A 15,659-nucleotide genomic window follows, 5' to 3' on the forward strand; every position below is an offset into this window, starting at 1 on the left:
TACCAGCCTCCGATGTTTTCCACCGATGCTCGAGCGAAGTGCCTCAGCGCACGAGGCACGGACGCTTGTTGTCGAACGTCCAGTTCGGAATCAGGTACTGCATCGCGACCCCGTCGTCGCGCGCACCGAGGCCATGCTGCTGATACAGCGCGTGCGCCTTCTCGACTTCGTCCATATCGAGTTCTACGCCGAGGCCCGGCACTTCCGGCACTTTCACTTTGCCACCGACGATCTGCAACGGATCGCGCGTGAGGCGCTGGCCGTCCTGCCAGATCCAGTGCGTGTCGATCGCGGTGATCTTGCCGGGCGCGGCGGCGGCAACGTGCGTGAACATGGCCAGCGACACGTCGAAGTGATTGTTCGAGTGCGAGCCCCACGTGAGGCCCCAGTCGTTGCACATCTGCGCAACACGCACCGAGCCCTGCATCGTCCAGAAATGGGGGTCGGCCAGCGGAATGTCGACGGATTGCAGTTGAATCGCGTGGCCCATCTGACGCCAGTCGGTCGCGATCATGTTGGTCGCGGTCGGCAGTCCGGTCGCACGACGGAACTCGGCCATCACTTCGCGGCCAGAATAGCCATTCTCCGCGCCGCACGGGTCTTCCGCGTAGGCAAGAACGTCGTGCTTGTCACGGCACAGGCGGATCGCTTCGGCAAGCGACCAGGCGCCGTTCGGGTCGAGCGTCACGCGTGCTTCCGGGAAGCACTCCGCAAGCGCGGTGGCCGCTTCCATTTCCGCGTCGCCTGAGAGCACGCCACCCTTGAGCTTGAAATCGTTGAAGCCATAACGCGCCTTCGCGGCTTGCGCCAGACGCACGACCGCTTCCGGCGTCAGTGCGACTTCCGTGCGCAGACGCTCCCAATCGTCGCGCCCTTGCGCGCCCGAGGCATACGGTAGATTGGTCTTGTTACGATCGCCGACGTAGAACAGGTAGCCGAGCATCTCCACCTCGTCGCGTTGCTGGCCTTCGCCGAGCAAGGCGGCGACCGGCACGCCAAGGTGCTGGCCGAGCAGGTCGAGCAGCGCCGCTTCGAGCGCCGTGACGGCGTGGATCGTGGTGCGCAGGTCGAAGGTCTGCAGACCGCGACCGCCCGCGTCGCGATCGGCGAACGCGGTCCGCACGCGATTCAGAATCGCTTGCAGATTGCCGACCGATTGCCCGACGACGTAGGCACGCGCATCGTCGATCGTCTTGCGAATGGTCTCGCCGCCCGGCACTTCGCCTACCCCCGTGTTCCCCGCGCTGTCGGTCAGGATCACGATATTGCGCGTGAAGAACGGGCCGTGTGCGCCCGAAAGATTCATCAGCATGCTGTCGCGCCCGGCGACGGGAATGACGCGCAGTTCGGTGACGGTAGGCGTGGCGTTGACGCGAGTGAGAGTCGTGGACATAAACGAAGTACCAGTAGTTGAGGGAAACAGGCGAGCGTCGTGACGATCAGACGGCGCCCTCGGCTTCCACGTAAAGCGAATAAAGCGAATGCGAACTTGCCATATACAGCCGGTTGTTCTTCGGGCCGCCGAACGTCAAGTTCGCGCAGCGTTCCGGCAATCGGATAAAACCGATCGGCTGGCCGTTCGCGTTGAAGACCTTCACCCCGTCGAGGTCGGCGGAACTGACACCGGCGCGTCCGTCAGCGCCCCAGCCGCACCACAGGTTGCCATCCGTATCGACCGCGAAGCCGTCGAGCGCCCCGGCGCCGTTGGCATCGAAAAGCTTCGACTTGTTCGACAGTGTGACGCCGTTTGCGCCGACATCGTATTGCCACAGCACGCGGCTCGGCGTGGCCCGGCTATCGATCACATAGAGCTTTGACTCGTCTGGTGAGAACGCCAGGCCGTTCGGCCCGGCGAGGTCGGTGATCATCGCCTGCAACTCACCGTCCGGCGAAAGACGATAGACCGATGGCGGCAGCTCGGGCGTCGCCTTCTCGCCTTCCCAATGCCCGGCGATGCCGAAGGGCGGATCGGTAAACCAGAGGGCGCCGTTCGACTGGCAGACGACATCGTTCGGCGAGTTCAGGCGCTTGCCCTGATAGCCGTTCGCGAGCACCGTGATCTTGCCGCTGTGCTCCGTGCGCGTGACGCGCCGCGTGAGATGCTCGCACGTGACGAGTCGCCCTTGCCGGTCTCGGGTGTTCCCGTTGCTCTGATTCGACGGCTGGCGAAAGACACCCCAATGCCCCGTCACTTCGTCATAGCGCATCATGCGATTGTTGGGAATGTCGCTCAAGACGAGGTAGCGTGCCGCGGGGAAGTACACGGGGCCTTCGGCCCAGCGCATTCCGGTCCCCAACTGCTCGACCGCGCTGCTGTAGAGCCGGTATTTCGCGAAGCTCGGATCGAGAATTTCGATGGCGACGTCCGGGTAGCGCGTGCTCGGCTGGAATGCCACCCGATGGGCATCGGGCGACCCGCCGAGCGGCTGCGCACCGGCGAAGGCATCCGCCGTCGCCATGGCGCTCGACGATGCGGCCTCGAGGGGCGAACCTTGCTCGTGCAATCCGCGGGCGGTATTCAATCGAATCTCCTTGCGATGGGACCGGTAGCCAGGTATGCGTTACGCCGCCAGCTCGAAGCGCTCGATCTTGCCCACGACGAACAGGTAGCACACGATCGCAATCAGCGCATTGGCGCTCACGAAGACCAGTGCCGCCGCGAACGAACCCGTGTCTTGCACGAGATATCCGATCACGATCGGCGTCGTGATACCTGCCGTGTTACCGAACGTATTGAAGAGGCCCGCGCACAGCCCGCTTGCTTGCTTCGGCGCCGTATCCGACACAACGGCCCAGCCCAGCGCGCCGATGCCCTTGCCGAAGAACGCCGCCGCCATGATGCCGACCACGACCCATTGGTTGTCCACATAGTTGCAGGCGATCATGCAGGTCGACAGCAGCAGCCCGACGACGATGGGCACCTTGCGCGCGGTCGACGTCGAGAAGCCATGCTTCATCATCCGGTCCGACACCACGCCGCCGAGCAAGCCGCCGAGGAAGCCGGCAATCGCCGGGATCGACGACACGAAGCCCGCCTTCAGGATCGACATATGGCGCTCCTGCACGAGGTAGATCGGGAACCACGTCAGGAAGAAATAGGTGAGCGTCGTGATGCAGTATTGCGCGATGAACACGCCAAGCATCATGCGGCTCTTGAGCAGTTGCCTGAAAATCTTGCGCCCCTGCATTCCGTCGTTCGAACCCGCCGTCGCGACGCGACGCTGCGCGGCGACTTGTTTGTCTTCGAGGTCGATCATCGCACCGTGATCGGCAATGAAGCGGACTTCCGCGTCGTTCGCGAGCGGATGTTGGCGCGGCGCATAGATGGTCTTCAGCCAGACGCCGGTGAGCACGATGCCCAGCGCGCCCATCACATAGAACACGTACTGCCAACCGTACGCATGCGTGATCCAGCCCATGAGCGGCGTGAACAGCACGGCGGCAAAATACTGCGACGAATTGAAGATGGCCGACGCCGTGCCCCGCTCGGCCGTCGGGAACCACGTGGCGGTCATGCGCGAATTGCCCGGGAATGCCGGCGCCTCGGCCGCCCCCACGAGAAAGCGCAACGCGAACAGCGTGATGACCGCTATCGCCACCGGCAAGCCCGCGACCAGACCCTGCAGCGCCGTCACCAGTGACCAAAAGAAGATACTGCAGGCATAGACCCGCTTGGTGCCGAAGCGATCGAGCAGCCAGCCACCGGGAATCTGCGCGGCGACATAGGCCCATGCGAACGACGAGAACAGGTAGCCCATCGCGACCGGCGAAATACCCAGTTGGTGCTGTATGGCCGTGCCCGTAATAGAGAGCGTTCCGCGATCGGCGTAGTTGACCGTCGTGATCAGGAAAAGCATGAAAACGACCAGGTAGCGCGCCTTGCTTTGCCCCGCATAACGGCCATCGACGCCGCCTGCCGTCGCGGCCGCCGTGCCAAGCGCCTCATCCCGAGCCAAGGCTGCCCGCGTTACGCCATTTTCCATCATCGTCTCCGAAATGTTGTGTGATGTCTTATGTGTTGGAAGCATATGTTAGCGCAAACAGTCCGAAAATCCGGGTTTTCCCGGGATTAATACATACGACGTCGTATGTCATTGGGCTCTCTAATCGCGTTCTCTTATCGATAGAATGGATGAACACAGGGAGCCGCGATGGAAGAGCACTACAGGCCGTCCGCCAGTCGGCCGCCTCAGACGAACGACAACGTGACGTTGGAAGACGTTGCACGCCTTGCCGGCGTTACGGCGATGACGGTGTCACGCACGCTGAAGCGACCGGAACTCGTACGCGAAGCAACGCGGCAACGGGTGCTCGACGCCGTTCGCGTGACCGGCTACGTGCCCAACCTGCTGGCGGGCGCGCTTGCCACGAACCGGAGCCACCTCGTGGCGTTGCTGTTGCCGACGATTGCGACATCGATCTTCACGGAACTGGTGCAGACGATGATGTCGACGCTGGCCGCGTCGGGCTATGAAACGCTGCTGGGGCTAACGGACTACCGTCGCGAACGGGAAGAGCAACTCGTGCACACCTTGCTCGGCCGTCGACCGGATGCGATCGTCCTGACCGGCACAGACCACTCCCGCGTCACACGCGAGCGATTGCTCAAGACGAACGTGCCGATCGTGGAAGTGTGGGACCTGGCCGACGACCCCATCGACATGCTGGTCGGTTTCTCGCACGAAGCCGTCGGCCGCGCGGTGGTCGACCATCTGCTGAAGAAATCGTACCGGCGGTTCGCCCTGATGTCAGCCGACGATCCGCGCGGAATGCGCCGCAGTATCAGTATCGTGGAGGCATTGAAGGCGCACGGAATGGACGATGTGCCGTTGGAAGTCCTGCCCGCGCCGGCAACACTGCAAGCGGGGCGCGAAGGCTTTGTACGCTTGCTCGACAAAGGATTGCCGGACGTGATTGTTTGCAGCACCGACATGCTGGCGCAGGGCATTCTCGCCGAGGCGGCGAGTCGCGGCATTGGCGTTCCTCAGCAAGTGGCGGTGATGGGTTTCGGCGATCTGAGCACCGCCGCCCACGTCCATCCGTCCTTGTCGACGGTCCGCATCGACGGGGCGATGATCGGACGCCTTGCCGCCGAGGCCCTGCTGCAGCGACTGGATGGGAACCCGCGCTTCAACGAAACGCTGCGTGTCGATACAGGGTTCACGATCATCGATCGAGAGAGCACGTGAGGGTCGTGTCGTCGACGGTCGCCGGGACCCGCGTGACCGAATGATGAACGGCTGACAGCTTGCCGAACCCAGGCGAACGCGCGCATGATGGCGCGTTTGCCGCCTCATCGACACGACTATACGCACCATGCCCGCCCCTCTGGACACCGCCACCCTGATCGATCTTGCACGACGCGCGCAAGCCAAGACGCCCGGTCCGTGTGCGTGCACGAAAACGCCGCTCGACGGCTGGCAATCCCAACCGGTTTCCCTCGACGAAACGCCATTGCGGGAGATCGGCACCTTGCTCGCGGAAGACACTCCGGAACCGACCGTTGCCGAATACCTGCCGGGCAAGACGACGTACTGGGCGGACGATGCGCCGATCGCCCCGCGCTACTTCCCATACAACCGCTGCAGCGTGTGGGAATGCACGTCGTGCGCTCGGCTGTATCTGCGCTACACGGAAGGCGGTGGTTATTTCGTCGATCGACGGATTCGCGCACTTCGACTGGCCTTGATCGAAGACGTCCCGCTGTAGTCAGCGCTGGTGCTGGCGCGCAGCAGCCCACGCCGTTGGCATCATCGAACGCCGTCGTTCAACGCGTGACCCGATGCGCCCGCGCGACGCCAGTGACCTGATTGCGGGCAGACCTCGACCCTTCCGCCATTGCGCCGCACTTGCTCGTCATTCACCGTCGTCGGGCCCGATGGGTCGACGTCGAAGGCGACGTGGAGGGCGCGTGCGACATCGGGATCCTCGATCGGAAGCTCCCAGGTCAGGAATACCTGCGTGCCATCCTGATCTACGGGGAAATCGTCGGCATCGAAGGCGTGGCGGCCGCGTTGAATCACCCCGTGCGGCTGGCAGGTGTCGAATATCAGCACCGTCCCCCGGGTCAAAGGAATGCGAAGGTCCAATCCGGGGAAATGAACGTCCTGCCCCTTGTCTTCGCTCAGGAACAAATTGCAAAAGGCCGCGCCGCCGTACTGTTCTCCGTCGTGGTGATACCTCGCACCACGGCACGCCATGAGCGCGACATCCTTCGACGCGAGCGACCCGGGCAAGCCAAGCGTGTTCGTCCAATCGGACGCGGCCTGCACATATTGCGAATAGTTCGGCCAGCGCGCCCGCGCGCGAGCGAGCGGCATCACATCGACATCCCCGGCGCCCAGCGTCATGCGCAGCGATAACTCCCGCGTCCAATCGGCGAGCAGGCGCGTTGGGAGCTCAGGCACGTCGACAGTGCCCGACAGCACAACGTCGCTCACGCCCCGGCTGCGGATGGCGTCGCCACTCCAAAAGTACGAAGTGAGGTGGTTTGGGGTGGGAGGTTGTGGAGCGTTTCGGCGCATCGTCAATGTAATGAAAGGGACCGGAATGCACCGCGCGCCGGACGGCTGCTTCAACCACATCCATGGCGCGATCCCGAGGTGTCGCTGCATGCTGCCCCGACTTCGGACCGACCCCACCGGCTAGTGCCGATGCCGGTGATGGATGTCGGGAAAATGCGCATGCGAATGCGTGATGGGTAGATGTGCGTGCGCGTGCGTGTGCGGCGCATCGCCGGCATAAGGAAAGTCGTGTTCGTGCTGATGATGTTCGTCATGGCGGTGGCGATGCGTATGCTCGAGCCGCTCGTGCGTATGCGCATGTTCGTGCCGCTCACGCACATGCAGCCAGATACCGACCGCCATGAGTCCGGCAGCCAACGAAAAAGTCAGATCAGGCCATGCGGGCCAGATGATCAGAGAAAGTATGACGCCGAACAGCGGCGCCACCGAAAAGTAAGCACCAGTACGCGCGGTTCCGAGATTGCGCAGCGCGACCACGAACAGCACGAGACTGATTCCGTAACCGGCAAGCCCTGTCGCCATGGCCGCGGCCACTGTCCCTGGCGACGGCAGCGAAGCACCCGCCGCGAACGCAATGCCAAGATTTACCGGACCCGCCGCCAATCCTTTCAGACACGCAATCACCATTGCGTCGTTTGCCGAGACCTTGCGCGTGAGGTTGTTGTCGATAGCCCAGCACATACACGCACAGACGATCAACAGCGCGCCCACCGGCAAACCCACCCCGCCAGGGTGCCATGAGAGAAGCACGCCGCCCGCGACGATCGCCACCATGCCGAGAAAAACCTGGAGGTCCACGTTTTCCCGGAAAACCACCCAGGCAATGACGGCCGTCAGCACGCCCTCGAGGTTCAACAGCAGCGAACTCGTTGCCGCCGGGGTGCTCGACAGCCCCAGCATCAGCAACGCCGGGCCGGCGACACCCCCCATCGCAATCGCGCCGATCAGCCACGGCAGCTCGCCCCGCTGGATGCGATGGTCGCTGCCGGCATGACGCCCACGCCCACTCAACGCGCGCCACGCGATCCCGACACCCAGCCCCAAGCCGCTCCCCAGATAAAACAGCCCGGCCAGCATGAATGGACTGACGGCGCCGAGCATCGCTTTGGCGAGCGGCGTCGCGGCGCCGAAAAGCGCCGCGGCAGCCAAAGCGGTGAATACCGCGCTGTATCGGAATTTCACGGTCGTCAAACCTCGCATCGTCTATTGGGGGAAGTGTACTGGCCCCCAGCCGGCTCGGCGGACAAAACCTGGCCGATCATACGAAAAGTAAACTTGTAGAATATGTTACGTTTACGTAATGTTATCTACATGAAACGAATTTCCACCTGGTCGCTGCTAGTGCTGTCACTGCCGACGGAAAACGCCACCGCGCGCATGCGGTACTGGCGCGCATTGAAAGCCCGGGGCTGTGCCGTTCTGCGGGACGGCGTTTATCTGCTGCCCTACAACGCCGAGCGTGAAGGCATGCTGCGCGAGCTTGCCGAATCCATCAGCGACAGCGGCGGCACCGCGCATCTGCTGCGCACCCCAAGCCTCGACGCGGCGCAGGAGGCGTACTTCCGCGGGCTGTTCGACCGATCCGACGACTACGACAACGTCGTCCAATCGCTCGCCGAGGCACGCAAGGCGGTGTCTGCGCAGTCGCCTGCCGAGCTGGCCCGGTTGCAACGGCGGCTGCAAAAGGACTATGAGAGCGTTGCCGCAATCGATTACTTCCCCACCGAGGCTGCCGCACGCGCGGCAGCCGCGTGGGGGGACTTCGTTTCTCATGTCGAGACGGTCGTGTCGCCGGGTGAGCCGCACGCGGCCCACCAGCCCATCGCCCTCCTCAAGCGCGAGGACTATCAGCGGCGAATCTGGGCGACACGTCGTCGCCTGTGGGTAGACCGGGTAGCGAGCGCATGGCTGATTGGTCGGTTTATCGATCTCGAGGCTCGGTTCGTGTGGCTCGAGTCGCCCAAGGCGTGTCCCGCAGACGCGCTCGGCTTCGATTTCGATGGCGCCGCATTCACGCACGTCGACGACCGGGTGACTTTCGAGGTTTTGCTCGCGACGTTCGGTCTCGATCACGACGCGGCGCTGCTGCGCCTTGGGCAACTGGTTCATTCACTGGATGTCGGCGGCGAGTCCGTGCCAGAGGCCAGCGGCTTCGAAGCCGTGTTGGCCGGCACGCGCGAGGCTGCGCCCGACGATGATCAGTTGCTCGACGCGATGATGCCGGTTCTCGACGCGCTCTACGCGCACTTTGCCGCCAGCACGAAGCACAAGGAAAGCAGGAGCCGCCCATGAGCACGACAACCGCCTCCGCACCAGGCTACACGCTGGGTCAGATGGTGCTTTATATGCTGCGGCTTGGCACCTTCGGCTTCGGCGGTCCCGTGGCACTGGTCGGGTACATGCATCGCGATCTTGTCGAACGGCGCGGCTGGATTACCGACGCGGACTACCGCGAGGGCTTGGCACTGGCGCAGATGATGCCCGGCCCGCTCGCCGCGCAGCTCGGCATCTATCTTGGCTACGTCCACTATCGTGTGGTTGGCGCGACGCTCGCTGGCATCGCCTTCGTCCTGCCGTCGTTTGCGATGGTCGTTCTGCTCGGATGGGCTTACGCGCACTTTGGCGGTCTTGCCTGGATGCAGGCGGTTTTCTATGGCGTCGGCGCGGCCGTCGTGGGCATCATTGCAATGAGCGCGTACAAGCTCACCACAAAGACGGTGGGCAGACACCGGCTCTTACTCGCGATCTACCTGACGCTGGCTGCCGTCACGGTGGTCACCGAATCGGAGATCGCGTGGCTGTTCATTGCGGGAGGTGTCATCAACTGGCTGGTTAAGGCACCGCCCAAATGGCTGGGCAAAGGCGGCATCAACGCAGTTGCGTTGGCGCAGTTGCCGCCGGCAAGCGGCGTAATCAGCGGTCTCGATTGGCCTCTGCTTGGCCAACTCGGTCTGTTCTTCACAAAGGCCGGCGCCTTCGTGTTCGGCTCGGGACTCGCCATCGTGCCGTTTCTATATGGCGGGGTGGTCACCGAGCACCACTGGCTCAACGACAAGCAGTTCGTCGACGCCGTCGCGGTGGCGATGATCACACCGGGGCCCGTTGTCATTACTGTCGGCTTTATCGGTTATCTCGTGGCTGGATTGACGGGGGCGTGCGTTGCCGCGCTCGGCACGTTTCTCCCCTGCTATCTCTTTACTGTGCTGCCGGCGCCGTACTTCAAGAAGTACGGCAAGCTGCCCGCGATACGGGCCTTCGTCGACGGCATCACAGCAGCAGCCGTAGGCGCGATCACGGGATCGGTCCTTGTCATCGCACGCCGCTCGATCGTCGACTGGCCCACGCTGCTGATGGCGGTCGTGACCATCGCCTTGTTATGGCGCTTCAAACGTCTGCCGGAGCCGGTGGTTGTCTTGGCGGCGGCGATCATTGGCGTGCTGATTTATCCGCTCATCCGCTCGCACGGTGTCTGAACGCCCCCCGCAGCCGTGCCCGGGCTGCGGGGGACGCCCCATCGGGAATTACGCCAGGTCGAACCGATCGGCGTTCATGACCTTCGTCCAGGCGGCGACGAAGTCCTGCACAAACTTCTCTTTATTGTCGTCCTGTGCGTAGACCTCCGCATAGGCCCGCAGCACCGAGTTCGAGCCGAAGACCAGATCGACACGCGTGGCCGTCCATTTCACTTCGCCGGACTTGCGATCGCGGATTTCGTACAGATTGTTGCCCGCGGGCTTCCAGAGGTTCGCCATGTCGGTCAGATTGACGAAGAAATCATTCGTCAATGCGCCAACGCGGTTCGTAAGCACGCCATGCCGGGTGCCCGCGTGGTTGGTGCCCAGTACGCGCATGCCGCCCATCAAGGCCGTCATTTCGCACGCCGTCAGCCGCATCAACTGGGCGCGATCGAGCAGCAGTTCCTCCGGGCTCACCACATATGCCTGCTTCAGCCAATTGCGGAACCCATCCGCCACAGGCTCCAGGACGTCGAACGACGCCACATCGGTTTGCGCTTGCGTGGCATCGCCACGCCCCGGTGCAAAAGGCACGGTGACGTGAACACCCGCCGCCTTGGCCGCCTGCTCCACACCGACGTTACCGGCCAGCACGATCACATCGGCCACGCTGGCGCCCGTCTCGGCCGCGATCTTCTCCAGCACGGCCAACACGCTGGCCAGACGCACCGGCTCGTTGCCTTCCCAATCCTTCTGCGGTGCCAGACGGATGCGTGCGCCGTTGGCGCCGCCGCGCTTGTCGGAACCTCGGAAGGTGCGCGCGCTGTCCCACGCCGTCGCCACCAGATCGGCGATGCCGAGGCCGCTGGCGACGATTTTTGCCTTCACCGCAGCCACGTCGTAATCCTTGCGGCCCGCGGGAACCGGGTCTTGCCAGATCAAGTCCTCCTTCGGCACATCCGGGCCGAGGTAGCGGGACTTCGGGCCCATGTCGCGGTGCGTCAGCTTGAACCATGCGCGAGCGAAGACTTCCGAGAAATACGCCTGATCCTGGTGGAACCGTTCCGAGATTTTCCGGTATGCCGGATCCATCTTCATGGCCATGTCGGCGTCGGTCATGATCGGCTTGCGGCGGATCGACGGATCTTCGACATCCACGGGCATGGCGTCTTCCTTGATGTCGACCGGCTCCCACTGCCAGGCGCCGGCGGGCGACTTCTGCAACGCCCACTCATGGCCGAGAAGCATGTCGAAATAGCCGCCGTCCCACGTCGTCGGGTGCGTGGTCCAGGCCCCTTCGATGCCACTGGTGACCGTGTCGCGCCCCACACCACGGCTGACCGCGTTGATCCAGCCCAGCCCCTGCGCGTCGACATCCGCACCTTCCGGCGCCGGGCCGAGATTGGCCGCGTTGCCATTGCCATGCGTCTTGCCAACGGTGTGGCCCCCAGCGGTCAGGGCGACCGTTTCCTCGTCGTTCATCGCCATGCGCGCGAAGGTCTCGCGCACGTCACGCGCGGTCTTCAGCGGATCGGGCTTGCCATCGACGCCCTCCGGGTTCACATAGATCAACCCCATCATGACTGCCGCCAGCGGGTTTTCCAGATCACGTTCGCCGGAGTAGCGGCTGTTCGGGTTGTCGGTGGGCGCGAGCCACGCCTTTTCGGATCCCCAGTAGATATCCTTTTCCGGATGCCAGATATCTTCACGTCCGAAGCCGAAGCCGAAGGTCTTCAACCCCATCGATTCGTAAGCCAGCGTGCCGGCGAGAATGATCAGGTCCGCCCAGCTCAGCTTGTTGCCGTACTGCTTCTTGATCGGCCACAGCAGACGACGGGCTTTGTCGAGATTGGCATTGTCCGGCCAGGAGTTGAGCGGCGCGAATCGCTGATTGCCCGTGCCGCCGCCGCCTCGCCCGTCGGCGATGCGATAGGTGCCTGCAGAGTGCCAGGCCATGCGGATCATCAGGCCGCCGTAGTGCCCCCAGTCCGCCGGCCACCAGTCCTGACTGTCGGTCATCAGGGCCTTGAGGTCTTTTTTGAGCGCATCGACGTCGAGCGTCTTGACGGCGTCCCGATAGTGAAACGACGCCCCCATCGGGTTGGTCTTGCTGTCGTGCTGATGCAGGATGTCAAGGTTCAGCGCCTTGGGCCACCAATCCATGTGGGACATCTCCGCCGACGTGGCACTGCCATGCATCACCGGGCACTTGCCAGAAGCACTCGCGCTTTTGCTTTCCATTTCTCGCTCCATACGTTGCATGAAATCAGATGATCGGATCTGCATCCGGGCGCAGATACCAAAAAGTACCAGATTCGGCGAAGGTCAGCGCGGCAGCGGTTCCGGGGGCTGCGGGAAGGCGTCATGCACCACGTGGGGCCGTGACAATGGGTAAAGCAAAGCAGTACTCGCTGACGCGCGTTTGAAATACGACTTCCACCAGATTGGCGTTCGGGTTCGATAATGTCCGTTTATTGCCGACGATGAGGGGGGAAGCGCACCGACCGCACGCGAACGTCACTGGTTAGGTATGAACATTGAAACCCATAGTCATCTTTTGATAAGATGACCGACACGTAATCGTTCAATGCACCCCATGCGACCGCCCGGTCGGCGCAAGCCGGGACGCCAGCCGGCGAGAACAGATGCGCATCGCGCTTTGCCGCGAATGGCGCAACGTATGGCGAGGCGCGTCGATGGGCATCCGTCATGGAGCGCCGTCTAACTTATGCGGTTTAAAGGCGGGTCTCGTCCATGCATGACGAAAACGACAGTGAAGTCCTCGAAGTCCACCTCGGCACACAGAGCCCATACTGGCGCCTGGGCATCGACAGCAACGCACTCGAGCTTTCCGCGGTTCGCGGCTTGACGAACATCAGCATCGCGCTCGATGCCGCGCAGGCCGCCACGATTCGCAGCCTGACTGGCGTCACCTCGTCCTTCGAACTCGAGATCGCCCTGTTTGGCCATCCGCTTCGCCTGCACATGGTTGGCAAAAAGCTCGATGCGACCACCTGGGCCGGCACCGCCTCCGCCTACTCGGATACTCGCTCCGTCGCGCGCGACCTCGCGCACGGTCTTGCCTTTGCCGAGCAGGTCGTCTCCGAAGTCAATTCGCTCGTCGTGGTCCTCAACCGGCACGGCATCCTGCAGCGCTTCAATCGGCTCGCCGAAGAAGTACTGGGCAAACGCGAGGAAGACGTCATTGGCAGGAGCGCCTTCGATCTGTTCATGACCGAAGAGCAAGGCAAGAAGTCGAGCACGAACATCACGGGTTTCTTCGAAAACGACAAGCCATTCGCTGTCGAGCGCTTCATCAATACGGTCAACGGCCCGCGCCTGTATCAGTTTCGCAATAAGTTCGTGCAGAGCGGCAGCGGACTCGACGAGCGGTTCCTGATTTGCTCGGGCGTCGATATCACCGAGGAGCGCAACGCACAGCAGCGCCTGACCGAGCTTGCGAATACCGACGTGCTGACCGGGCTGCCGAACCGCCATGCCGTCACCGAGATGATCCGCGCCGCGCTAGCTGGCGGCCCGGATGACACCCCACGGCAGGTCGGCATCCTGTTTCTCGATCTCGACAACTTCAAGCACGTCAACGATCACTATGGACATGTGACCGGCGACCGTCTACTGACCCAAGTGTCCGCGATCGTCAGGAACTGCCTGCCCGAATGTGCAACGCTCGCGCGTCTCGGTGGCGACGAATTCCTGGTGCTGTTCGAGCACGCAACGCTCGCCATGCTCGAAGACACCGCGAAGACGATCATCGACCGGTTCGAGACGTCGGTTCGCCTGGACGTGATGGAGGTCTATACCAGTTGCTCGATCGGCATCACGCTGCATCCGCAACATGGCGACACCATGGAAACCCTCATCCGCAACGCCGATACGGCAATGTACGTTGCGAAGGAAGCCGGAAAGCGGACGTATCGGGTGTTCACTCAGGAAATGAACCAGAAGGTCGCGAAGGCCATGTGGCTCGATACCAATCTTCGCAAGGCGCTCGAGGAAAAGCAGTTCGTATTGCACTATCAGCCGCTCGTCGACATCGCGACGGGCGACATACAAAGTGTCGAGGCATTGATCCGCTGGCAATCGCCGGAGCGCGGACTGGTGGGGCCTGTCGAATTCATTCGCCATGCCGAGGAATTCGGCCTGATCGGATCACTCGGACGCTGGGTGATGGAAGCGGCAGCGAAACAGGCCGTTCAGTGGCAAGCGAAGGGCCTGAACATGCGCGTCTCGATCAATGTGTCCGCGCGTCAATTGAGCGACCTGAATGTCGCAAATCACTTCGGCGAGATCTGCGACAGCGTCGGTCTGAAGCCCGGCCTGCTCGACGTCGAGTTGACCGAGAGCTGCTTCATCGAGGACGAGGACCGGGTGCTCAGTCTGATGGAGCAGTTCCGAAAGCTCGGCGCACGGATTTATCTCGACGATTTCGGCACCGGCTATTCGTCACTTGCGCAGCTCGCGCGCCTGCCATTCGATGTGATCAAGCTCGACCGCAGTTTCGTGACCAGCGTCGACAGCGACACGAATGCCCAGGCGCTCGTGTCGTCAGTATTCACGTTGGCCAAGGCGCTGGGGTTTTCGGTGGTGGCGGAAGGGGTCGAGACCGACGCCCAGGCGGCATTCCTGCGGCAGGCCGGGATCGAACGTGCGCAAGGCTACCTCTACGCGAAGCCGATGCCAGCACACGATCTCGAGGCTTGGATCATCGAAAAAAGAAAGCTCAGGCTTATCGCCTGAGCCTTCTCGATTCGCTACATCACTTTACCGCCGTTGTGCCTCAAGATACCGTGCGGAGCTTGGAAACGCGGCGGTTCTGCAACATCACCAGTCGCTCCATATAGGCGAGATCCTTCGTCTCGATCGTAAACGTCGACCGAACCCAGTCCTCGGTAATGTCCATCAGCTCCGAGCGATCCAGGGGCAGCACGCGTTGACGCGCGCGGATCAGCGCGCGAATCCCATTCAGCTTAGGCCGGATCACGTCGATAAACGTGCGTGTCGCGAGGAACGCGTCGCCGGGCTCGAATAGCTGGTCGACAAGCCCCTTTTCCGTGAACCACTCGGCCACGTGCGACTCTCCGGTACTGATCAGTTCCTCCGCCACGCGCATGCCGGCTCGGCGTGCGACGAGCGAATATCCGCCCATGCCGGGGAACAGATTGAACGCGATCTCCGGAAAACCGAGCTTCACGCCTTTCTGCGCAAGCACGAAGTGATGCGCGAGCGCCGCCTCGAGTCCGCCGCCGAGCGCGCTGCCCTCGACCATCGCGATCGAGATCGCACCGGTGCCGTAGCCGTTGTACATCTCCCAGATGCAATCGATGCACGACCGCGCATACGCCATCAGCATGTCACGCTTGCCGGAGCGGATCGCATCGACAAAGAAGCTAAGATCTCCGCCAACGTTGAAAAGCTCGGGCACCAGCGATCCCGTGACCCAAAAATCGATGCGCAGCCCGGATTCCCGCGCCGTACGGGCAAGGTGCATGATCTCGGTGAGAAGCCCCTGATTGAAACACGGGCGGGGGGCGGCACGGAGCATCATCCACATGATGTTTCGGCCTTCCTCATAAAATGCGGCCATTTGCGACATGTCCCCGGCTTCGTAGAAAGGCCTGCATGACGGGTGGTTTTGGAGTTGCATGTTTTTTCCTGTGTA

12 protein-coding genes are annotated in these 15,659 nt (G+C 62.7%); 5 read left to right on the forward strand and 7 right to left on the reverse strand.

Annotated elements, in window-relative coordinates:
- Positions 1–43: 43 nt before the first annotated feature.
- From gudD to BGP02_RS18280, 3 genes are all read right to left on the reverse strand, one after another.
- The gene (gene gudD / locus BGP02_RS18270) at positions 44–1,393 is read right to left on the reverse strand and encodes a glucarate dehydratase (RefSeq protein ID WP_286798946.1); all 1,350 of its coding nucleotides are present in this window, start codon (positions 1,391–1,393) and stop codon (positions 44–46) included.
- Positions 1,394–1,439: 46 nt separating this feature from the next.
- Positions 1,440–2,459 carry an SMP-30/gluconolactonase/LRE family protein gene (locus BGP02_RS18275; protein ID WP_051060106.1) on the reverse strand — a complete coding sequence of 340 codons (1,020 nt, stop codon included), beginning with the start codon at positions 2,457–2,459 and terminating at the stop codon, positions 1,440–1,442.
- 102 nt (positions 2,460–2,561) lie between these two features.
- A complete protein-coding gene (locus tag BGP02_RS18280) occupies positions 2,562–3,983 on the reverse strand; it encodes an MFS transporter (RefSeq protein ID WP_286798948.1) in 1,422 nt (473 codons plus the stop codon).
- Positions 3,984–4,205: 222 nt separating this feature from the next.
- On the opposite strand from BGP02_RS18280, the gene BGP02_RS18285 reads away from it, so the two are divergent.
- Together BGP02_RS18285 and BGP02_RS18290 are read left to right on the forward strand one after the other, a co-directional pair.
- Positions 4,206–5,189: a LacI family DNA-binding transcriptional regulator gene (locus BGP02_RS18285; RefSeq protein WP_353744118.1), complete on the forward strand. Its 984-nt coding sequence runs from the start codon at positions 4,206–4,208 to the stop codon at positions 5,187–5,189.
- 127 nt (positions 5,190–5,316) lie between these two features.
- Entirely contained in the window at positions 5,317–5,709 is a 393-nt protein-coding gene (locus BGP02_RS18290) for a hypothetical protein (RefSeq protein WP_286798951.1), read from the forward strand.
- Between the two features lie 41 nt (positions 5,710–5,750).
- Here the strand turns inward: BGP02_RS18290 and BGP02_RS18295 are convergent, their stop codons facing one another.
- Both BGP02_RS18295 and BGP02_RS18300 read right to left on the reverse strand, forming a co-directional pair.
- Positions 5,751–6,524, reverse strand: a complete 774-nt coding sequence (locus BGP02_RS18295) for a hypothetical protein (RefSeq protein WP_286799090.1) — start codon at positions 6,522–6,524, stop codon at positions 5,751–5,753.
- A gap of 120 nt (positions 6,525–6,644) precedes the next feature.
- A complete protein-coding gene (locus BGP02_RS18300) occupies positions 6,645–7,706 on the reverse strand; it encodes a DMT family transporter (protein ID WP_026131770.1) in 1,062 nt (353 codons plus the stop codon).
- Positions 7,707–7,835: 129 nt separating this feature from the next.
- Between BGP02_RS18300 and BGP02_RS18305 the strand changes: the two genes are divergently transcribed.
- Positions 7,836–8,816 carry a chromate resistance protein ChrB domain-containing protein gene (locus BGP02_RS18305; RefSeq protein ID WP_286798953.1) on the forward strand — a complete coding sequence of 327 codons (981 nt, stop codon included), beginning with the start codon at positions 7,836–7,838 and terminating at the stop codon, positions 8,814–8,816.
- Complete coding sequence (locus BGP02_RS18310; protein ID WP_017232974.1) at positions 8,813–9,997, forward strand: chromate transporter; 1,185 nt, start codon at positions 8,813–8,815, stop codon at positions 9,995–9,997. The genes BGP02_RS18305 and BGP02_RS18310 overlap by 4 nt, the downstream gene beginning before the upstream one ends.
- Positions 9,998–10,045: 48 nt before the next feature.
- Here the strand turns inward: BGP02_RS18310 and katG are convergent, their stop codons facing one another.
- Complete coding sequence (gene katG, locus BGP02_RS18315; protein ID WP_017232973.1) at positions 10,046–12,220, reverse strand: catalase/peroxidase HPI; 2,175 nt, start codon at positions 12,218–12,220, stop codon at positions 10,046–10,048.
- Positions 12,221–12,733: 513 nt separating this feature from the next.
- On the opposite strand from katG, the gene pdeR reads away from it, so the two are divergent.
- The gene (gene pdeR, locus BGP02_RS18320; RefSeq protein ID WP_017232972.1) at positions 12,734–14,737 is read left to right on the forward strand and encodes a cyclic di-GMP phosphodiesterase; all 2,004 of its coding nucleotides are present in this window, start codon (positions 12,734–12,736) and stop codon (positions 14,735–14,737) included.
- 40 nt (positions 14,738–14,777) lie between these two features.
- Here pdeR and BGP02_RS18325 read toward each other — a convergent pair whose 3' ends face one another.
- On the reverse strand, positions 14,778–15,644 hold the full coding sequence (locus BGP02_RS18325) for a crotonase/enoyl-CoA hydratase family protein (protein ID WP_286799091.1): 867 nt from the start codon (positions 15,642–15,644) through the stop codon (positions 14,778–14,780).
- Positions 15,645–15,659: the final 15 nt, after the last annotated feature.

Source organism: Pandoraea sp. 64-18, from assembly GCF_001899225.1.
GTDB lineage: Bacteria > Pseudomonadota > Gammaproteobacteria > Burkholderiales > Burkholderiaceae > Pandoraea > Pandoraea cepalis.